The 21,374-nt window shown below is 40.6% G+C and carries 21 protein-coding genes; 5 read left to right on the forward strand and 16 right to left on the reverse strand.

Annotated features, from left to right (window positions below; translation table 11 throughout):
* The 4 genes from rplT to thrS form a co-directional block, all read right to left on the reverse strand.
* Positions 1–348, reverse strand: coding sequence for a 50S ribosomal protein L20 (gene rplT, locus ACQ4LT_RS10745; protein WP_445666046.1), 348 nt, complete (start codon positions 346–348; stop codon positions 1–3).
* Positions 349–382: 34 nt separating this feature from the next.
* Entirely contained in the window at positions 383–580 is a 198-nt protein-coding gene (gene rpmI / locus ACQ4LT_RS10750; RefSeq protein ID WP_445666048.1) for a 50S ribosomal protein L35, read from the reverse strand.
* A 231-nt stretch (positions 581–811) separates the two neighbouring features.
* A complete protein-coding gene (gene infC / locus ACQ4LT_RS10755; protein WP_445666160.1) occupies positions 812–1,375 on the reverse strand; it encodes a translation initiation factor IF-3 in 564 nt (187 codons plus the stop codon).
* A gap of 43 nt (positions 1,376–1,418) precedes the next feature.
* The gene (gene thrS, locus ACQ4LT_RS10760; RefSeq protein ID WP_445666049.1) at positions 1,419–3,365 is read right to left on the reverse strand and encodes a threonine--tRNA ligase; all 1,947 of its coding nucleotides are present in this window, start codon (positions 3,363–3,365) and stop codon (positions 1,419–1,421) included.
* A 209-nt stretch (positions 3,366–3,574) separates the two neighbouring features.
* Between thrS and ACQ4LT_RS10765 the strand changes: the two genes are divergently transcribed.
* Positions 3,575–6,046 (forward strand): PAS domain-containing sensor histidine kinase, encoded by a 2,472-nt coding sequence (locus tag ACQ4LT_RS10765; RefSeq protein ID WP_445666050.1) that lies wholly within the window; start codon positions 3,575–3,577, stop codon positions 6,044–6,046.
* A 49-nt stretch (positions 6,047–6,095) separates the two neighbouring features.
* Here the strand turns inward: ACQ4LT_RS10765 and ACQ4LT_RS10770 are convergent, their stop codons facing one another.
* Positions 6,096–8,804, reverse strand: coding sequence for a UPF0182 family membrane protein (locus tag ACQ4LT_RS10770; RefSeq protein ID WP_445666051.1), 2,709 nt, complete (start codon positions 8,802–8,804; stop codon positions 6,096–6,098).
* Between the two features lie 221 nt (positions 8,805–9,025).
* Between ACQ4LT_RS10770 and ACQ4LT_RS10775 the strand changes: the two genes are divergently transcribed.
* Both ACQ4LT_RS10775 and ACQ4LT_RS10780 read left to right on the forward strand, forming a co-directional pair.
* Entirely contained in the window at positions 9,026–9,667 is a 642-nt protein-coding gene (locus ACQ4LT_RS10775) for a SatD family protein (RefSeq protein WP_445666052.1), read from the forward strand.
* The gene (locus ACQ4LT_RS10780) at positions 9,667–10,410 is read left to right on the forward strand and encodes a hypothetical protein (RefSeq protein WP_445666053.1); all 744 of its coding nucleotides are present in this window, start codon (positions 9,667–9,669) and stop codon (positions 10,408–10,410) included. Before ACQ4LT_RS10775 ends, ACQ4LT_RS10780 begins: the two co-directional genes overlap by 1 nt.
* A gap of 402 nt (positions 10,411–10,812) precedes the next feature.
* Here ACQ4LT_RS10780 and ACQ4LT_RS10785 read toward each other — a convergent pair whose 3' ends face one another.
* The 9 genes from ACQ4LT_RS10785 to ACQ4LT_RS10825 form a co-directional block, all read right to left on the reverse strand.
* On the reverse strand, positions 10,813–10,959 hold the full coding sequence (locus ACQ4LT_RS10785; RefSeq protein ID WP_445666054.1) for a hypothetical protein: 147 nt from the start codon (positions 10,957–10,959) through the stop codon (positions 10,813–10,815).
* Between the two features lie 124 nt (positions 10,960–11,083).
* Positions 11,084–11,926: a CvfB family protein gene (locus ACQ4LT_RS10790; RefSeq protein ID WP_445666055.1), complete on the reverse strand. Its 843-nt coding sequence runs from the start codon at positions 11,924–11,926 to the stop codon at positions 11,084–11,086.
* Between the two features lie 84 nt (positions 11,927–12,010).
* On the reverse strand, positions 12,011–13,000 hold the full coding sequence (locus ACQ4LT_RS10795) for a metal-dependent hydrolase (RefSeq protein WP_445666056.1): 990 nt from the start codon (positions 12,998–13,000) through the stop codon (positions 12,011–12,013).
* Between the two features lie 71 nt (positions 13,001–13,071).
* Entirely contained in the window at positions 13,072–13,419 is a 348-nt protein-coding gene (locus ACQ4LT_RS10800; protein WP_445666057.1) for a cupin domain-containing protein, read from the reverse strand.
* Positions 13,420–13,641: 222 nt separating this feature from the next.
* Positions 13,642–14,571, reverse strand: a complete 930-nt coding sequence (locus ACQ4LT_RS10805) for a matrixin family metalloprotease (protein WP_445666058.1) — start codon at positions 14,569–14,571, stop codon at positions 13,642–13,644.
* Between the two features lie 103 nt (positions 14,572–14,674).
* Positions 14,675–15,433 (reverse strand): lytic murein transglycosylase, encoded by a 759-nt coding sequence (locus ACQ4LT_RS10810; RefSeq protein WP_445666059.1) that lies wholly within the window; start codon positions 15,431–15,433, stop codon positions 14,675–14,677.
* Between the two features lie 104 nt (positions 15,434–15,537).
* Positions 15,538–16,197, reverse strand: coding sequence for a DsbA family oxidoreductase (locus ACQ4LT_RS10815; RefSeq protein WP_445666060.1), 660 nt, complete (start codon positions 16,195–16,197; stop codon positions 15,538–15,540).
* Between the two features lie 237 nt (positions 16,198–16,434).
* Complete coding sequence (locus tag ACQ4LT_RS10820; RefSeq protein WP_445666061.1) at positions 16,435–16,644, reverse strand: zinc ribbon domain-containing protein; 210 nt, start codon at positions 16,642–16,644, stop codon at positions 16,435–16,437.
* 79 nt (positions 16,645–16,723) lie between these two features.
* Positions 16,724–17,203 carry an OsmC family protein gene (locus ACQ4LT_RS10825; RefSeq protein ID WP_445666062.1) on the reverse strand — a complete coding sequence of 160 codons (480 nt, stop codon included), beginning with the start codon at positions 17,201–17,203 and terminating at the stop codon, positions 16,724–16,726.
* 248 nt (positions 17,204–17,451) lie between these two features.
* Here ACQ4LT_RS10825 and rmuC point away from each other — a divergent pair, with 248 nt between their 5' ends.
* Together rmuC and ACQ4LT_RS10835 are read left to right on the forward strand one after the other, a co-directional pair.
* The gene (gene rmuC / locus ACQ4LT_RS10830; protein WP_445666063.1) at positions 17,452–18,837 is read left to right on the forward strand and encodes a DNA recombination protein RmuC; all 1,386 of its coding nucleotides are present in this window, start codon (positions 17,452–17,454) and stop codon (positions 18,835–18,837) included.
* 36 nt (positions 18,838–18,873) lie between these two features.
* A complete protein-coding gene (locus ACQ4LT_RS10835; RefSeq protein WP_445666064.1) occupies positions 18,874–19,464 on the forward strand; it encodes a hypothetical protein in 591 nt (196 codons plus the stop codon).
* 6 nt (positions 19,465–19,470) lie between these two features.
* Here ACQ4LT_RS10835 and ACQ4LT_RS10840 read toward each other — a convergent pair whose 3' ends face one another.
* Together ACQ4LT_RS10840 and ACQ4LT_RS10845 are read right to left on the reverse strand one after the other, a co-directional pair.
* Positions 19,471–20,370, reverse strand: coding sequence for an anti-sigma factor family protein (locus ACQ4LT_RS10840; RefSeq protein WP_445666065.1), 900 nt, complete (start codon positions 20,368–20,370; stop codon positions 19,471–19,473).
* A 124-nt stretch (positions 20,371–20,494) separates the two neighbouring features.
* The gene (locus ACQ4LT_RS10845) at positions 20,495–21,373 is read right to left on the reverse strand and encodes a class I SAM-dependent methyltransferase (protein ID WP_445666066.1); all 879 of its coding nucleotides are present in this window, start codon (positions 21,371–21,373) and stop codon (positions 20,495–20,497) included.
* Position 21,374: the final 1 nt, after the last annotated feature.

Raw genomic sequence — 21,374 nt, forward strand, 5'->3', positions numbered from 1 at the left:
TTAGCTTTGAGCTTCTTCAACAATAGCGGTGAATGTCTCCGGATCCTTGACGGCAAGATCAGCCAAGACCTTGCGATTGATCTGAATATCTTTTTGTCCTAAGGCTCCCATCAGTCGCGAGTAGGTAGTACCATTTTGACGGGCAGCAGCATTAATGCGTGTGATCCAGAGCTTTCTGAATTCACGTTTGCGGACTTTACGATCGCGATACTGATACAGCATCCCTTTTTCGATCGTGTTCTTCGCAAACTTATAAACATTCTTTCGCTTGCCCCAGTAACCTTTCGCCTGTTTTAAAATCTTGCGGCGACGGCGACGGGAAGCCACCTTATTTCTTGATCGTGGCATTTTGTCTAATGTTTAAGAGTTAATAATTGGTTAATTAGCTATAGGGAAGCATTTGCTCGACATCCTTTTTCTGGGTTTCATCAACCTCAGTAACTTTGCCGAGTTTACGCTTCTTTCTGCTTGTTTTCTTTGTGAGGATATGAGCCTTTCCGGCTTTTTTGCGCATATACTTACCGGAACCGGTTTTCTTAAAGCGCTTTTTAGCCCCACTGTGTGATTTCATTTTTGGCATAACGAAATACCTTTTAGAATTTCTTGGAATTATGGCTTGGAAGATAAGCAATTGCAGGTACAGATTAAACTCTTAATCGAAAGTTATTTTCAGAATAATCTGGATTTTTAGTCTAATTTTAAAAATCAATACTTGATATATTTAAAAACCCTGCTGAAGAAATTCTTCAACAGGGTTTTCTAAGAATAATATCTAAATATAATTTTTGGCAGCTCAGATATATTGGGCTACCTATGAACCGCCCTTGCCGGTAGGTGCCAACATCATAATCATTCGGCGACCTTCCATATTTGGCTTGGATTCAATCTCGCTAACATCATCTAATTCTTCAGCCAAATCGTGAAGCAATTCCTCACCTTTCTCGGTGTAGAGCATGTCTCGGCCACGGAACTGTACCGTAGCTTTCACTTTATCTCCACCTTCGAGAAATTCGCGAGCATGACGTGTTTTAAATTCCAGGTCATGATCATCGGTATTGGGTCGAAAACGAAGCTCTTTAACCTGGACGGTGTGCTGCTTTTTTTTAGCTTCTTTTTCTTTCTTCTTCTTTTTGTACATGTACTTACCGAAATCCAGCACCTTACATACCGGAGGTTCGGCATTGGGTGCTACTTCTACAAGATCCATACCATACGATTCTGCAATCTCTAATGCACGATCGATGGGTACAATCTCGTGTTCCTTTTCGACATCCTCGGGGTGAACAACCCTTACTTTTGATGCACGGATTTCCTCATTAGCATTTGGACGATCATCGTTGCCACGTGGTCGTCTTCTTCTTGTTCTTCTTGCGATAAGTTACCTCTTATTTTTTAATTGAAAATAATCGATTTAAAATCTAATGTTCGGGAACTTCTTTATTGTCAATCTCAGTAGTGAGATTAGAAATAAATTCAGAAAAATCAAAAGTTCCAATATCACCTTCTTTGTGGCGTCGAACCGATACCGTTCCATCCGATTCTTCATCACCACCTACTATTAACATATATGGAACTTTACTCGTTTCAGCATCTCGAATTTTTCCGCCCATTGGTTCACTTCGAGTATCAACCTCAACGCGAACATCTTCTTCTTTCAGCTTCGATGCACATTTAAAGGCATACTCATTAAAGTCGTCCGAAACGGGAATAATCTGTACTTGTTTAGGAGCTAACCAGACGGGAAAATCACCTGCAAAATGTTCAATTAAGATGCTGGTAAATCGTTCCATGGAACCAAACGGTGCACGGTGAATAATGACCGGGCGATGTTTATTGTTATCGGATCCCACATAGGTCAAGTCAAAGCGTTCGGGCATTACATAATCTACTTGTATGGTGCCCAGCTGCCATTTTCGACCAATGGCATCCCGGATAATGAAATCAATTTTAGGTCCGTAGAAGCTCGCTTCGCCGCGGGCAACTTTGTAATCCAAATCCATCTCATCGGCAACCTCTTTGATTTCGCGTTCGGCCCGATCCCAAAACTCTTCGGCACCGCCATATTTATCCTCGTTGTCGTCGCGATAGGAGAGACGAATATCAACCGGCATTTCAAAAGTGCCGAATACGAGTTCTGTCAATTCAATTACGTTGATAATTTCATCTTTAAGTTGGTCATGCGTACAGTAGATATGGGCATCATCCTGTGTAAAGCCGCGTACGCGTGAGAGTCCATTTAATTCGCCGGACTGTTCGTAGCGATAGACACTTCCGAACTCAGCCAATCGCATCGGTAGATCGCGATAGCTGCGTAGCTCGTTCGAGTATATGCGGTGATGGTGCGGGCAGTTCATTGGTTTAAGCAGATATCCTTCACCGTCTTCTCCCATTTCGATGGGATTATATTGTGATTCCCGGTAATAGGGGAAGTGACCCGAAGTGCGATACAATTCCAGATTACCAATATGCGGAGTAATGACTTCCTGATAACCGCGCTTTTTCTGTTCCTCGCGCAAAAATGCCTCAAGTGTACGCCGTAGAACAGTACCATTAGGCAGCCAAACGGGTAATCCCTGTCCAACCATGGGATCGATCATATAAATCCCCAGCTCTTTACCCAGCTTTTTGTGATCTCGCTTTTTGGCTTCCTCAACCTGTTCAATGTACTGGTTGAGCAGCTTCTGCTTGGGAAAGGAGATTCCGTAAATTCGTGTAAGCTGTTCGTTATTTTCATTACCACGCCAGTATGCTCCAGCCAGACTGGTTAATTTAACTGCTTTGATGCGACCGGTATCCGGGATATGCGGTCCGCGGCACAGATCAGTAAAATCACCTTGTTCATAAAACGTAATATTGTCGGCTTCGAGATCTTCTATTAGCTCAATTTTATATTCATTGCCTACATCTTTATAAAAATCGAGCGCCTCTTCTTTGGAAACTGGTTTGCGAGTAAATTCATTTTTTTCGCGGGCCAGTTCAATCATTTTATTTTCGATTTTTTCGAGATCATCTTCGCCAACCGTTTGATCTCCAAAGTCGATATCATAATAAAAGCCATTTTCAACGGGTGGTCCAATGGCAAACTTCGCATTCGGATACAACTCCTGAATGGCTTCAGCCAATACGTGGGCCGAGGAGTGCCAGAACGTATATTTGCCATCTTCGCTGTCCCAGGTATTAATCGTAATAGTACCGTCGCGATTGATAGGTCGATCTAAATCCATGATTTCATCATCGAGCGTAATACTGAGGGCTTCACGCGCTAACCCCTTAGAAATTGATTCAGCAACTTCTCGTCCGGTTGTACCTTTTGGGAACTGTTTTTCGCTTCCGTCTGGAAATGTAATGGTAATCTGTTCAGCCATTAAGAGATAAATATACGTTTAAAAGATGTTCGTGCTTTTGATTAAAGCCTCTAAAGATATAAAAATTACAAAACAGGCACAGATACATTTCTGCTTAATTATTAATTAGAAATTATGGTTTTATTTATTGTTATAGAATTATAGATTATCGTCGATAATATCTACAATACGGATGATATAGCTTTAAATAAGGACATAGAATTAAAGAGATGGAACGTGACTACCCCTCATTTTTTGATGATCAACCAATATTTATTCTTGATCATAAATCATTGGCAATTTTAGATGTAAACAAGGCGGCAATAGAATGTTACGGTTATTCTCGTGATGAATTTCTATCGATGGATGTCTACGATCTGGGAGAAAAGAAAAAAAGAGTTGAGTTAATCGATGGGTTGTCGGATAAAAATAAAAGTGTGGATAAGATTTGGACTCAACAGACAAAAAACGGGGAGACACTCTATGTTCAATTCACTTACCATACTTTTTATCATAAAGGAAAACCAGCCAAGATAGCTATTGCGCATGATGTCAGCGAGTTAGTTCAAAAGAACGAGGTTCGACGTACAGCTTTTCCGAAATTTATTACCCACGAATCAAATTTTCCGCTGGCGCGAATAGAATGGAATGCCGACAATAAAATTAAAGACTGGTCTGAGCAGGCCGAAGAGCTTTTTGGATGGCGCGAAGATGAAGTTATTGGATGGGATAACTTTTTGGACGAATTAATTGTCGAGGATGAGATAGACCAAGCCAAGCGAAATTTAAAAGAAGCTATTGCAAACCGAAAAACCCATTATTCGGTAGAGGGTAAATCAGTAACGAAAAGTGGAGAGATTATTACCTGTGAGTGGCACAACTCTTTAATTTATGATGAGAACCAGAACCTGCATTCGGTACATTCCCTGGTTACCGATATCAGTGAGCGCAAAGAATCACAGAATTTGTTTCGGACACTCTCTGAGAAATCGCTGGTTGGGGTTTTCCTTATTCAGGATGGTAGGTTTAAATATGTTAATCCGAGATTTGCTGAGATCTTTGGATATGATCAACAAGAAATAATTGATGAATTTCACCCCGAGGATCTTGCACATCCTGATGACAGGGCTCTGATTATCGCTAATATGAAGGACAGGCTCAATGGAAATCCAGAAGCCGAAGAGGAGTATGAGATTAAAGGTGTCACCAAAGGCGGACGCGTTATAGATGCAAGTCTCTATGGGTCTAAAACGATGTATCGGGGCAAGCCGGCTATTGTAGGAACATTGGTTGATATTACTAAGGACAAAGAAATATTCCGCAAGTACCGCTCCAGCGTAGAGACGTTTCAAAATCTTTTTGATTCCATTAGTGATGCCGTGTATATCCAAGACAGTAAAGGGCGTTTTTTGGAAGTCAATAGTGGTGCAGTAGAGATGTATGGATATGATCAATCATACTTTATTGGCAAAAAGCCACAGGTACTGGCCGCTCCCGGTAAGGTTGATATGGATGAAATGAAAAGCTTTATCCAAAAGGCTCTTGACGGTAAAACCCAAAGTTTTGAATGGTGGGGTAAGCGCAAGAACGGGGAAGTATTTCCACAGGAGATTGTCATCAGTAAGGGGAGTTATTTTGGGGAAGATGCGGTAATAACTATTGCTCGCGATATAAGTGAACGGTATGAGGCGGAAGAAGAACTCCGGAAAAACGAAGAAATGTTCCGTCAACTGTTCCAGAATTCTCCTATTTCTATTGCGCTATTGGATAAGCGGCAGGAGATCAGGCAGGTAAACACTGCTTTCAGTGAAACCTTTGGTTATGGAACGGAAGAGATACGGGGGTTGAATATTGATCAGCTGATTGTTCCCGAGCACGAGAAAAAAGAGGCGCGGGAAATTTCAAATACTATTTTTGAAGGAAAACCAGCCTTCCATTCGGGTAAAAGATTGCGAAAAGACGGAAGTTATGTCGATGTACTTATATATGGAGTGCCGGTTACGGTAAATGATAAAACAGTCGCTATTTTTGGTATTTATGTGGATATAAGTGAGCGTAAGCAGGCAGAAGAGAAGATTAAAAAATCGCTAAAGGAGAAAGAAGTACTTTTGGCGGAAATACACCACCGAGTAAAAAACAATTTGGCTGTTATTACCGGTTTATTAGAGTTGCAGGTATACAATACTAGCTCGAAAGAAGCCTCTGATGTTCTTGAAAATAGCCAGATGCGGGTAAATTCAATTGCTTTGATTCACGAAAAGCTCTATCAAAATAAAAACTTGTCGGAAATCTGTTTTGAGCAATACTTGCAGGATTTGACTGATGCCATTTTGACTTCGATGGGGACCTCACAAACTGATATTGAAGTGACGTTGAATATAGATCCGGTCAGTCTTACGGTAAATCAGGCGATACCGTGCGGACTTATTTTAAATGAGATTATTACCAATGCGTTCAAACATGCATACCCAGAAAAAGGAAAAGGAAATATAACAGTCAACTTAAATAGAAGAGGGGATGATATCTACCTTTCTGTTGTTGATGATGGTATCGGTATACCGGATGAGATTAACCTTGAGAATCCGAAGTCGCTGGGCATTAAATTGATACGTACACTTTCGAAGCAATTAAGTGCCGAGGCTGAATTCAGTAATGAAAATCCGGGTACCAAATTCGCTTTACAGTTTTCACTGGAGAATTAATTAAATTTAAATCGCCGGGAATAAATATCCCGACGATTAAAAGTTTTGCTTACTGGTTAATTTGGGTTTCGATTTCTTTCATTTTTCTGCCAAACTCTTCCCAGTTCCCATCTTTAAGCGCTTCTTGAGCCTCATTCCAAAGGGTTTGTAACTCCGAATAATCTTGAGTTACATCTCTTGTGGATTGTTCAGGCAGGGCCGTAGTGGTATCAACTTCTGCAGCGGCAATTCGCTCATCCCGTTTGCCATAGAGCGCTTCAATAGACTGCCAGAGTGTAGGTTGCATAGCAATTTTTTCGCCCGTAGTAGCAATTACACGCTGCAGCTGAGGAATGTCGACTCCTTCTGCAATAAGAAAGACCGGCTCTACGTAGATGAATGAGTCTTCGATCGGAATCACCATCAGATTTCCACGAATAACGCGTGATCCACGCTGATCCCAAAGCGCCAGCTGACGGGATATTTCGGTGTCCTGGTCAATGCGTGCCTCAATCTGGGCCGGACCCAAAATAAGGCGATCTTTAGGTAATTGGTAAACTGAAACCTCTCCATAATTGGGATAATCCGAATTAGCTGCCATCCATCCGATCATGTTATCACGGTTATTAGGCGTTAGCGGACTTATCAACAAGTACTGCAGTTCTTCCTGATCGGGAAGCTTTGTAAGTACGTAATAAGGTTCCATTTTGATAGAACGACCGCCATATTTTTCGTTCGGACGGGTCCACAGGTCTTCATTATTGTAAAACACCTGAGGTTCTGTCATATGATATTTGTTGTACTTATCCAATTGGGCTTTAAAGTAATAGATTGGATATCGAACGTGTTGTTTTAAGTTGCCCGGCATATCATCAATGGGCTGAAACATATCCGGAAAAATATCTTCATACATGTCTAATATGGGGTCGTCATCATCAGAAACATAAAACTCTACCGACCCATTATAGGCATCTACAACTACTTTAACCGAATTGCGGATATAATTAAATGAGTTATTAAAAGGTTCGGAATAGGGGAAGTTGGCTGAAGTCGTATAGGCATCCTGTATCCAGTATAACTTTCCTTCATCTAATATCATGTAGGGATCATCTTCCATTCGAAGGAATGGGGCAATATTTCTAACGCGATCCTGAATACGCTTCCAGAAAATAATTTTACTGTCATCTTTTATGTAGTCAGTCAGCAGGATGTTGATATCCCCGAAATTCCATGCAAAAAGCAGGCGCGTGAAAATATTACCGATTGGCACGCCGCTGGTTCCTTGATAATTGGTATACACATTTTGGTCCCCCTGGGGATAATCGAGCTCCCGTATATTCGTATTGACGATTTTGTAGTCATCGTTGTGTTCTCCGTAATAAATAGCCGGTTGTTCAACCTCCAGTCCTATATCACTTACCGGTGGAATATCCTTAATGGCAAGGCGGGGATCCCCTTGGGAGCCCTCTTGGGCTACAGGACTCATCACCAAGCCGTAACCGTGGGTATATTGCAATCGTCGGTTTACCCAGGTGTCTGATCCTTCGGGCATTTCCTCCGAAAGCTCACGTGCAGATACCATCATTTGCAGGTATCCTTCATTGGTATGGTAGCGATCGACATCTACATTATAAAACTGATAATAGAGCCTGATTTCCTGCAGCTGGCGATAGGTTTGTATCAACAGTCGTGGATCCCAGAGACGTATATTTTCAATGGTTTCTTCATTTCGTTCAATAGTTGGCCATCCCATCTCTTCTGATGGTTGTGCGCTGTAGGGCTGGGTTTCCATTTTGTCGAGCGCATAGGCCTTTCGGGTTTGTTCTATACTGTGCTCGATATATGGTTCTTCAAGCTGTAGCTCACTTGGTTGTACTACAAATTGCTGAACCATACCCGGTAATAATCCATTGCCTATTAGGCCAATTAAAATAGTGCCTGCAGCTGCGTAGGCAATCCATTTTAACCGATCTTTATACAGTTGAAAGAAGGAGAATAATCCCATTAGGAATGTAAGTCCGCAAAGGAGCCAGATAACCGGCAATTTAATATTTATATCCACATAGCTGGCCCCATATACTGCTCCGGTTGAGTTATAGAGCAGATTGTACCGTTCGAGGTAATATCCCCACGATAGCAGTAGAAACCAGATGCCTAAATTGATAAAAACATGTTTTTTGACATCTTTAGTGGCGCTCAAACTTCTTATGGATTGCAGGGATAGGGCTCCTGAATAAATATATAGAATTATGGTACCCAAAGTGATAAAAAAGACCAGCGAAGTTAAGCTGTTTTGGATGAGCTCCAAAAAGGGTAAACGAAATATGTAAAAGCCGATATCATGACCGAAGATAGGATCAATCTGACCGAACATTTCACTCCAGTGAAATCGAAAATAGGTGTCCCACCGCATAAAAAACGCCAGCGAAAAGAAGACACTTATTGCTGCGCCGGCACCGTAAAAAGCGGTTTTAATTTTTTTGGAATCGATCTCGTGCAGTTTTAACTGAGCCAAAGGCGACTGCCCAAAGTGCATCGTGCTGAACTTCTTGCCCAGCTTGCCCATGTTTGGCAGCACGTAAAGTAGGGCTACCCCCAACGATGAAATTAGCAGCAGTGCTTGAGTTATCTTAATGGTCCAAAACACTTGATCGTATCCCAGGTTATCCAACCACATCCATTCTATAATCCAATCCGAAAATAACCCGATCAGTACTACTATAAGCAGGAGGGGAATAACAATCCGAAACACTTTTGATGATCCTAACGACTTATCCATGTTATATTTGTTAATCTTTGGTTTTCTTTACCACCGTTTATTTTTTAGCGAATGTAAAATAGCAACCATTTTGTACAAATAAGAATTTCGCTGATAAATAAAATCAATGGTTGACGTTACTTATTAACTATAATGGGTTAAAAGTCATTAATTAAACTAATTGGGTTTAAAATTGATTTATTAAACTATATTAGTTATATAATAAAAAAACAGAATGTCGCATGGAAAAACTACTGGTATTAATTGGTGATATAGAAGACTCCCAGTCGATTCAAAATGGGGATCGAGAGGTTCTGCAGGAGGTATTGTCGAATGAGTTGCAAGCTCTTAATGCCGAGTATAAAGAGGGGATTATATCTCCTTATACTATTACACTTGGAGATGAATTCCAAGCAGTATTTAATAGGGCAGATGCCGTTTTTGTACAGATGTTAAAAATAATGTCTGCCATATATCCAACAGGTGTACGGTTTTCGTTGGCTGTGGGGGACATCAATACCCCTGTTAATACCGAACAAGCTATCGGGATGGATGGTCCGGCTTTTCATCAGGCGCGACGTGGTGTGGAGCTGCTCAAAGAAAATGGTCATATATTTAATATAGGATTTAAGGATGATGATTCACCCGGATTGAAAATCATTAATAATAGCTTGCAACTTTTATCAGATCGAATGAGAGGATGGAACAAGAAGCGTTTGGTGATCTTACATATGATGAAAGAAGGATACGACTATAAAGAGATTTCTGAGGCTTTAGAAATATCAAAACCGGCTTTCTATAAAAATAAAGACGCTGGTATGCTGGATGTTGTGGATGAGTTGAGTGATAATATTACGGATATAATAAATGAAAAGTTAAAATAATGAACTACGCCATATTTTTGGGAATTGTTAATCTAATCCTGCTATCCAGGCTACGCCTTACCTTACGGGATGAGGGGATTAATCGATCAGATCTGTGGGTGATGACAATTATTCCACTATTAGCTTTACCGTTTTTATCGGTAAGCCTAAGTTGGGTATTGCTTGCTTTGTATTTGGTCAGCTATCCGGCACTGATGTGGGGACTGGAAAAGCAGAAAACAACATTAAACCGGAATCGTATATTGCTACTGCTATTACATATAATTGCAGTAGGCGTTTTATGTAGTCCTATACTTGAGCTATCAGCGAATGAATTTACAGCCAATCTTGTAACAGCAATTGATGACGTATTTTTACCTGGCATCGTTATAACTAATAGTACGGTAAGCGTTGTCCATCTATTTATTTTTGGCTTTTTGATGGTGCTAAACGAAGCCAATATCATATTGCGATATGTGTTAGGGCTGGTGGGATTAAAATCATTGGGCAAAACAGAAGAGGTTGATCAAGAGGAATACAACACGGGACGAATTATCGGATTGCTCGAGCGCATTTTTGTATTTCTGTTTGTGCTCTTAAATCAATTTACGGCGATAGGATTTATTTTAGCTGCCAAAGGTGTCACGCGATTCAAGGATTTTGAAAGTCGCACCTTCGCCGAGTATGTACTAATTGGAACATTGCTTTCGGCACTTTTAGCTATGGGAATCGCTTTTTTGGTAAGGGCAGTTCTACAATTTTAGGAAGGGCAGAGAGGCTGAAAGGATTGTTGCTATGGCTGCAAAGCCGAAAACATAAATGTTCAAAAGATAACTTCATTCAGGCAAGAAGAAATCAAAAAAGCGATAAAAATTAAGCTGAATAGTGAGCTGTAAATAAGATAAGAAAGGGCATTGATACTCTCTTTAGTAACGAATAAAATCCTTTTGAAAGGGAATATTTTAACTATTTGCGCAAGTAGTTGAAAATATTGACTTTATGAATAAGTAATTTATAATTCGGACCTATAATTTATAATTAAGTAATTAGTATAAATTACTATGTATCAATATAATAGATTGTTTTGGCTATAATATTTCTATATATCCTAAAATTTGTATAATCCTTACTATTTGTTGAAATAATAAACAGATACCTCTGCTCAATTATGAGCGCAATTGTGCCAATAGTCCCACGAAAAAAATACCGAAAATGAGGGCAACCATTCCTTCCACGGTCATCAGGTAAGTAGCGATAAATTCGAGGCCTTTACCAATATAAGCTTCTAATAGATTTAGCCATTTGTCAATCATAACTGCAGGGTCAGTTTGGAGATTTAAAGTACCTGCATTATAGGCTAAAGATTAAGAAATGTTCCTATTTTAATAAAAGAAATGGAAAAATTATTCAGCTATGAAAATCATACCTTTCGAAATATTACTCCTCCAGGTAGATGCCGTCGTCTTCAATGCGGATAATATTCTCTTTATAAAGTTGCCCAATTGCTTTTTTGAAGGTCTTTTTACTCATTTCGAGTCGACTGTGAATCTCGTCCGGATCACTTTTGTCATGCAGATCCAAATACCCGCCAACTTGCTGAAGTCGCTGTAAGATGAAATCAGCATTCGGACCCACTTTTTCATATCCGATGGGGCGAAGGGTCACATCAATCTTATTATCTTCCCTGATTTGCTTGATATAGCCGGTAGTTTGCTCTCCGGTATATATGTCATGGTAGAACTCATTGTGATAGACAAGCCCCTCATGCGTCTCGTTGATTACAACCTTATAACCCAAGTCTGTTTTATCCCAAATCCACAGATCAACTTCATCGCCCTCTTCGACCGTTATATTTTCGTTATCTAAAAACTTGTCCAGTTTTGCACTGGCTGCCAGTCGGTCGGTCTTCTCATCCAGATACATATATACAAGGTACGACTGACCTTCACGCATGCTTCCAACCTGTTCACGGTGAGGAACAAAAAGATCTTTGTCCAATCCCCAGTCGAGATACGCACCGTGAATATTTGCGTCTTTGACTTCCAAAAAAGCTAAGCTATTGAGCGTTATTTTAGGATCCTGCATAGTGGCGGTAACACGTTCTTCGCCATCCTTATAGATAAATACACGGACATTTTCTCCTTCCTGTAGGTCGCGAAAGGCCAGTTTATTGGGCAGGAGGACTTCCTCATCGCCGCGTGTAGATGTGTTCTGAAGAAAATAACCGAATTCTGTATTGCGAGCTACGTTGAGCGTTTGGTAGGTACCGAGATTGAACATGAAAATCGTTGAAATGAGGGATAAAAAATGAATGAAGTAAGATAAGGGCCTCAGGATTGATTCCCCAACATAAATTTATGCTGATTACTTACCCAACAGCATATCAAGATAAGCATCTTTGACAGCGGGTGTTGCTTCCCGGAATGTTTTAAAAGGAAGATGTTTGTCGGGCTGCGTAGTATCCACTTTAACACCCCACAGCGGACTCATCTCCGTAGGGAGCATGGCATAACGTCCATCGCCGATAATATTTTTCTTATCGGGATGTCGTATCAAATAACCTTCAGAAAGATTATCAAATCGTTTAAGATCGCTATAAAGAGCGGTGCCTTTAAATTGGTTGTACTGTTGTTGCCAGTTGATCAAGAGCGCTGCTTCGCCCCGATACACTTTGGAATGCAGGCCGAGACGGATCCCATGGGCAAAAAGAGAGTCTTGCGCTTCGTAACGGATGCTCCACAGCAATTGATTGCCAAGTGTCGGTTTTACCACCAGTCGTTCTATTCGATGATTTTGCTGCTGGGCGATGACTTTTGCCACGGATTTTCCACGTTGCTGTTGTATCACGGCAATAGATAAGTACAGGATAATCCATCCCCAGACAAACCAGCTTATTTGGGGCTTCTTTTTGTAAAGGATGAAAATAACGAGTCCGAGAATAATGGCTGAAAATAGCGGATCAAAAACAGAAATAAGATCCCAAGAATAACGAGTATCTAAGAAAGGCCAGAGTAGTTTTGTTCCATAGCTTGTAAATGTATCCGTAATACCTGCAGTAGCATATCCCAAAAAGCTGAGGGCATAGATCTTTTTGAATGACATTTTATTGCGAAAAAAATACCAAAGAAATCCGGCTGCAATAAGGGCGCCCACGGGAACAAACACAAAAGAATGGGAAAATTGGCGATGAAGCTCAATATTAAGCAGGGGATCAGCTGGATCAGTGATAAATACATCTAAATCGGCAAGCATGGCCGATACCATACCTATGATAGCTGCGGGACGTAACTGTTTTTTTGATACAACGGATTGAGATGCGGAGGCGCCAATAAGTCCGTGTGTAACGGGATCCATTCTTACGATCTATGGTTAAATTTATGACGCCTAAGATACCAAATTACAGGTTGCAGATGAAGGATAATTTCTTACTCTTCTTCTGCACTTTCATTGAGAAATAGAATGGTGACCAACAGAATGGAATCCCGAATGGCACGGAGAGAATGTGGCTGATTTCTTTTCAAGTACAGCCAATCTCCACTGGTAAGCACATGCTTTTCGCCCTCAACGCTAAATTCGGTTTTCCCTTCTAAACATTGCACAGAAATTTGTCCATCAACGCTATGTTCTGTTATATCTTTTTCTTTGGGAAGTACCATTCTTATGGCTTCCATATCTTTCGTTTTCATCAGCGCAAGGGTAGCGTCTTCGGGTAAATCGCTGGGTGGCGTATAAAGATTTACAACTTCAGCGGGATTTATTTTTCGTTGAGCCATAGGTGATAAATTTTTTAACGTTCTGTTAACCCAAGTAATGTAACATGCAGTGAGACAACTGCAAAGGGAAGAGGCTAATTAAGATTGATTTCAAAGAGTTTATTTTAATTACCAAATGATGGAATGCCGGCTCGTTTAACAAACCCAAAATAAATGACGCGTGGACTGCTGTAAGTTGTCAAAGTATTAAGTGTTTATTTTTAGAACAATGTACATTGTGACTCACATATCACACTGCTTTTTAAGGGCCGAAATATCTTCGTTTGTAAGTTGAAGGTTGGCCATATTTTGTTCAGCCATCATGTTGTGCATAATGGATTTTGGGTTATCGACGTGATCTAATCCCAGTGCATGTCCCACTTCGTGAGCCAGCACTGTTTTGAGCTGAGCACGATTGCCAAACTGATAAATATTAATAGCTTGATTATCTCCATGCTTTACAAACCGCCCCTGATCAAATTTTCTGGGCTTACTAAAACGGCTGTTATACTCTGCTATCAGGCTGTTGTGCTCCTTAATAAGATTATTAAGTCGTTCTGTTTTAGCATTGGTTTGTTCTCTAAGCGAAGACAGTTTTTGCTTTTTTTGTTTTAATGAAACTTCGAGGGCGCTTATTTCTTGTTCCAGTGTTTTAAACTTGGCAATAACTTTTGATGTTGCTTCTCTTCCGTCCCACTCTTTGGCTAACTGATTATACGCCGAAATCTTACTGTTGTATTTATCCAGTGTTTGGCGGACGTCTTCTTCTGACTCTTCATATCGCTTAGAAAGCCGCTTGTATTCCCGTTCTACAGTTGAGACCTGCTGTTCTTTTGCTGTAATACGATCGGAAAACTGTCGCTCCGCATCTGTTTGTTTTTGTTCCTCACTGTAGACCAAGTTTAAAGCTACCTCTCCATCTGGGGATAAATTGATCAGATCTTTGTTAATTGCTGATTCCCACAATTGTTCAACCTCATCCATAATTTTAGCCAGCTGTTTTTGCGTGATATCAAAGCGGGAATCGATATCTGCCAGTTGGTAGGTGAGCGGTTCCTGGCAAGGAGAAATAGCTTTTTGATCAGTACGTTCAATCCCAAATCCATCCCCAAATATCAACCATCCCCCGAAAAGGATAAGAATAAATAGAGCTGAATAAATTTTGGAGTTCACTGCGTATAAATATTGATCAGGATTTTAAAATAAATCTATGGGACAGAAACGAAAAAGCAAAGAAAATAGATCACCCTACCACAAAAATAGCTCTCTTATATGATTATAGTCTGGCCTGCTTGGCAAGGTCCATAACCGCCTGTGTATATAAGCTACTGGGATTATATCGTAGGACGGCCGTCTCAATTTTTCCGGTTCGTTCCTTAAAATAAGCCAGGTAATTGCCAACCGACATGATATTATTCTTCATATCAAAAATATCGTCTCCTACAAACCATTTGTTAAGCGAATAGGGGATAAATTGAGCAAATGCCATGGCACCGGCATAGCTCGATTTTAGATCAAAAACATCGATACCTTTACGTTTCGCAAATTCAAGAAGCTCTAAAATTTGAGCCTTGGCAAAATCCTGGCGATACCCATTGGCATACATCGACGCGTACGCATTAAAGGGATTATGTGATCCCACATTTTTACCGTAATCAGATTCTATTCCAATAATAGCGGCAATAACCGACGAAGGGATGCCGTATTTTTGTTCCGCTTGTTTAAGTTGAGCGGAATAGTTGTCCATGAAAGTATCAATTTTACGGGCTTTATCCTCAAAGTTGAGTACTCTTTTATACGACTGAATGCTGTGTGATTTTCGCTCTGCTGATTTAGTAAATCGATCGACGATATCTTCATAAATCTCAAAACGGGGATCATCCAGCAGGGATTGAATTTCAAATCCTTTCTCTTCGAGATACGATATAAGGGAAGAAAGATTTTTATTATCGGGATTCTCATTCGCCATAGCTGGTATGGTGAATAATAGGAGCAGGGGATAAATCAACGAGGCCTTGAGTCGTCTGAAGATCATAATATTGCCTTTTTATTTTTATAGCCGTATCTATTTACAATTATAAGAATTCTGAATTCAAATTGAAGTCTTTTTTACAGAAAATTAAAAGCTGTAAAATTTAGTTATTGGGCCTTTTGCTGATCTTCAAGCTTCGCATTCCAGGATTGTTTCAGCGCTTTTAAAAATACTTCTGTTTCGCGGGCTCCGGATACGGCAAACTTTCGATCAAAAAGGAAAAAGGGAACTCCTGTAATATTGATGTTTTGGGCCAGCTGAATATCGTGATTAACAGCATTAGCATATTTCTCGCTCTCTAATATACTTTTGGCCTCTGTGGGATCAATTCCAACATCTTTGGCTAACCCAATAAGTGTTTGATGATCTGCAATATTTTTTCCGTCAGTGAAATAGGCTTTAAAAAGTGCTTCTTCCATTTCATTGGCTTTGCCCCGGTCTTTGGAAAATTGTACCAGCCGGTGTGCGTCGTACGAATTAGCCACTACAGCCTGTTCCATGTTGTATTCCAGTCCCTCATCAGCTGCCATGCTGGTTACCCTTTGATTCATCTGCTGTGCTTGATCGAGCGACCAGCCCTTGGCCTCAGCCAGGTAGTCATTTATATTGGCATTAGGATCGGTTTGCATATCGGGATTGAGCTGAAAGCTACGCCATGTTATTTCAACTTCATCCTCATATTCAAAGTTTTCCAGAGCATTTTCGAAGCGCCGCTTGCCGATATAGCAAAAGGGACACATGACATCGGACCAAATTTCGACTTCCATAAAGACGATTTCTTACTATTAAAATTACTTTCACATTAAAATAAACAAAATGCTGCTAAAACCATTCATAATGAAATTACTGTAGTGATTTAGGAGAGAGGATATAGATAGTAAACTCATTCAACTGCTGAATTTGTTGATGAATGGGATTATTTAGCTTCTAACGAAGTGGGAAATAGCACCCTTGCCATAAATTTAACTGGAAAAATACGAATTATAGATTAGTATGCTTATGCATTAATTCCCAAAGAAATCCAGTACGTTATGCAAGGTACTAGTATCTGTTTTATATAGTTCGGTGTACTGACATTTTGAACAGCTAACGGTGGTAAACTTTTGGTTTTGTACATTGAAGAATTTCGAGAAAAATCCACCGGTTCCGGATACTTGGCCGGTTTCAAATTCTCTGTTTTTACATTTCGGGCATTGCCAGTGTTGATGTTGCATATTTCTTCTTTTTTAGAATGAAAACGTGAATATAGTCGGACTTAAAATGAGATATTACGGATCAAAGTACCAGGAGTTATCACACAGATTTTTTACTCATTGATGATTTTATCTCCACATTGGTTTTTATGGAGTTGGAAATAAAACACTTTTCGTCTGCGAGCTCATGAATGTTTTGATCTTCTTCAATACTCGGAGCAGTACCATTTTTGTAGGTTACGTGAGGGTATAGGGTAACTTGAGTGATAGCTTTTTTGTCATGCTCATCTTCAGAAAGTATACCCGTGGCTTTGTCTACGTACTGTTCAACAACAAAGCCGGCTTTGGCAGCGATAGATAAAAACCAGAGCATATGGCAGCTTGAAAGTGCCGCCACAAAAGCTTCTTCGGGATCAACGGCCGAGGGATCAGATAAGGGGGCAGGTACAATATCGGGAGAAGCAGATGCCCGAATAGTTTGTCCGTTATTAAATTCCCATTGGTGGACCCGCTTATATTGATTGTCAGTGAAGGGTTGACCATCCCGCGACCAGCTTACCGTGGCAATATGTTTACCCATAAATATTTAGTGGTGATTTCTGTTATAATATTAGTTAATAATAATATTGGTGCCTGCTTAAAGCAAGACAACTGTTAATTATCTGCCATCACGTTGTCACATTACTTTGTTATCTTATCACCACACTGGAAACTGGATAACAGAACTATGATATTCCCTCCTGCGCTAAAGCTTCGGAGGATTGGCTCCACGGATTCAAATAGATAGTTTCTAACCTCCAACTTCAACTTCAAACCACCAACACTCAGATGGAACTGATCTCAATCTTATTTATCCTCGTCGGCCTTATCCTCGGCTACGCTATCGCTCATTTCAAGTACAAAAGCAGTCAGGCTTTGAGCCAGGAAGAAGCCGAAGCCTTGGAGCAGGAGCGTGAACAGGCGCTGCAGACCATCTCCCGGCTTGAGGAGCGTAATGAAAACTTGTCGACGCAGCTCGACGAAACTGAGCAGGAAGAAAAACAGGTTGAACAGCGGGCTAACGAAGCTGAGAAAAAAAATGTGAGACTACAATCCATAAATGAAAATCTCCGAGAAAAACTGGATGAGCAGAAAGAGGAGATGGAAAATCTGCAGGAGCGCTTCAAGGATGAGTTTGAAAATCTGGCGAATAAAATTCTGGAAGAAAAATCGAAAAAGTTTACCGAGCAGAACAAAGAGAAGCTGGATCAACTGCTAAAGCCCCTTGGTGAAAAGATGGAGGAGTTCAAAAAGAAAGTGGAGGAGACCCACAAAGAGGATATTGAGGGACGCAGTTCGCTGAAGCAGCATCTCGAACACTTGAAGGAGATGAATCAACAGATGGCAGAGGAGGCCAAAGATTTGACTCGCGCATTAAAAGGAGATTCGAAGACGCAGGGAAGCTGGGGCGAAGTAATTTTGCAGCGTATCCTCGAAAAATCGGGATTGACAAAAGGGCGAGAGTATGAAATTCAGGAAAATCATCGCAGTGAGGATGGTCGTAACTTGTATCCCGATGTGGTGGTATATTTGCCGGATGAAAAACGGCTGGTGATCGATTCAAAGGTATCACTGAAGGCATACGAAAAATTCAGCTCTGCCGAAGATGAGGATGAACGGCAACAGGCGTTAAAGCAGCACGTGAATTCGCTTCGTAGTCATGTAAAGGGACTCAGCAGCAAAAATTACGAACAGCTGTATGGCGGGAACAGTCCCGATTTTGTGCTGATGTTTGTTCCCATCGAGTCGGCCTTTGGGGTAGCGCTTCAGCACGATTCCAGTCTCTATTATGATGCTTTTGATAAAAATATTGTAATTGTAAGTCCCTCTACGCTTCTGGCTACGCTGGCGACCATTGACAGTGTGTGGAAGCAGGAATATCAAAATAAAAATGCTCAAGAGATTGCGTATCGAGGGGGACAGCTTTATGACAAATTTGTTAATTTCGCTGAAAGTTTGAAGGGCATCGGTAAACGTATCCGACAAACACAGGAGGAGTATGATAGTGCTATGGGACAATTATCAACAGGTCGGGGAAACTTAATTCGTCAGGTTGAGATGATACGAGAACTGGGAGCTGACAACAGCAAAAAGTTGTCCAGCGATCTTCTTGATCAGAAAAAAGCTCCTGATGGTATCGAGGATGAAGAATCGGAGAAAGAAACCGATCAATAATTTTCTTTTTACGTAAAGCTTTTCATATTCCGCCTTATGCAAAAATTAATTCTTTTTTTCTGTTTACTGTTTGGGATCTCATTTTCAGCAGATGCGCAAAGTGAGGTGAGTATTAATCGTCCGTATGCCAGCGACCAGCAAAAAACGGTTTCAAAGGCCCGTAGTATCGCCTTAACGAATACGGTGCTTTCTATTGGAACGGGAGTAACAGCTGTTGCACTTTTTGATAATAATACTATCCAAAAAGCGGGGGCTTATCTTACTCTGTATGGAATTGTGGCTGGGGCATCAACCGGAAACTTTTATGCCGAAGATTATCCACGCGGTGTTATTGGAATGGGAGCGCGGACGGTAGGAACTCTTCTAATGATAGATGCAACACGCGAAGTCTTTGGTCATCGTTTTGCCAATTCTTTAAATATAGATAATGAGGAAGTATCACTTACCGATACCAAAATGTTGATTGGGGAAGGACTTATTTTGGCTGGATTTATTTATAACATTGTAAGTTTAAATGCTTCGGTTAAGGAGTATAATTCCGGTGGCAGAAACTTTTCAATTAATGTAACTCCGGCAGTGGTTGATGATAAAGTTGCTCCGGTGCTTACCGCAAGTCTTCGCTTTTAGCAGAACTTAGTCCTCAGAAGGTTCGTACTCCAGTGGCTTTACAAGAGAAGCAAGGGTATTGCCGTCGTGATTAGATATTGCGGCATACCAAATATTATTCCATTTCCAGGATACAACATGCTTTCCATTTACATCACGAATATGAAAGTCTCCTGATTTTGTGCATGCCTTTACAGCATCTTGGTCGCGTACCAGCTGACCAAATTGTTCCATCTTATCAATATTGAAGGTAAAAATATAAATGTACTGGTCTTCGCCTGAGAGGTGATATTCCAGCATTGGTGTTTTAAAATTAGGGACAAACTCCTCGTAAACCACGCCTTTAAAATCAGCATTATCCAATTCCGGGATCGTCATTGACATATCATAATGTTGCGCCAGTTCAATTTCAGCTATTCCCAGGCTGGCTGTGGAGATGGTAGGGGGGACCAGCTTGCCATCATGTTTCATAAAATGTTGGTATGCATATTTCTCGATATTATAGGTAGAGTTTTCAACCATCGAGCTTTGGTAATTTAAAAAGCCCCATACAGAAACTGTAAACACAACGATAGCGGCAGCGGCATAATACCACCATTTTGAATGCTGAGTAGAAGTGTTAAGTTGGTCTTGCTGGCTTACAGATTTTTTGCTTGGGATATCATAGATGGGAGGCGTGTTGGAAGCAGAAGTATCAGAGGAGCAGTAAGTTGATAAGAAATGTTTTAATGAGTCCGGAGCTTTTGCACACGGACATCGATTACCCATAAGAGCTTTGATCCGCTTCATCGACTCATATTCTTGCTTAAGCTCTTTGTCATGAGCGATATATGCCAGAAATGCATCGCGCTCCTCAGCACTAACTTCATTGTCAACTACTGGTGCTAAAAGCTCCCGGGCTTCCGATTTTGTTAATTTACGATTCATAATTTTGAGCTCATCTGACAGATATCTAATAGATTTGCTGATAGCCTACCATATCAACACAGTCGCCAAATATTGTGTTCCAATTCTGATTCAGTTTTTGTAGTAAAAAATTGGAAAAGGGATTCTATTTACTCATCAATAGATAGAACCCCTTAAGTACAGACAGTTCTGTGCCGGTCAATTTCTGGAGCTCATTAGCCATAGAAGTATGATCATAATGTCTATTTATAGAAAAGCCATTTCTTGTGAGCAGGGTACGAAATTCCTTGATGTTATGGTGAAGCTTAAGCTCTTCTCCTACCGTTTTAACCCCGGTCTTAAATGATAACTTTTGGAGTGTGGGAAGCTCATCAAGGGCAAAATGGGTGCAGATAAGTGCGGGAGTTCCAGAAAAATAGTCCTGAATTTGTGTTAGGATATTTTCAACAAGGTCTGCTTGCAAATAGTCGAAGAAACCTTCGGCAACAATAATGGTTTTTAGGTCCGAATTGATGTTAAAACGAGAGTTTAGTGGCAATTTCTGCTTATTATCAGTCAGGTGGGTACTAATGATATCAGGATGGCTTCTTTCCGGATAGTATTGATTTAAAAACTGTTTTTTATATTTGGCCATATGGGGAACCTCAAGCTCAAAGCAAGATAATCCTTTTTGTGAGTAGGCAAATGCCAAATCATCAAATCCCGCTCCGAGGACAACAATTTGCTCGTAGCCATCATCAATTAACTCATTCACAAGTTGTCGAATGTAGTATTTGCGGGCGATGATATGGAGCAGGTCTCCCGGTAAAAGTAGTTCTTCGGACCAAATATATAACTGTCGGACCCAGTCAAATTTGAGCCAGTAATGGTAATAATTCAGTGGAAATGGCAAGCTCCGGACGGTGCGGTTATAAAAATTGATTACTGGATCATTAAAAAGAGACCGGAATGTCGGCAGGCGGGTTAATCCATAAAATTTAATGGCAATAAAAGCGGCCGTCTTACTTAGCTGGTCGGGTTTCATA

The sequence above is a fragment of the Fodinibius sp. AD559 genome (assembly GCF_052712805.1).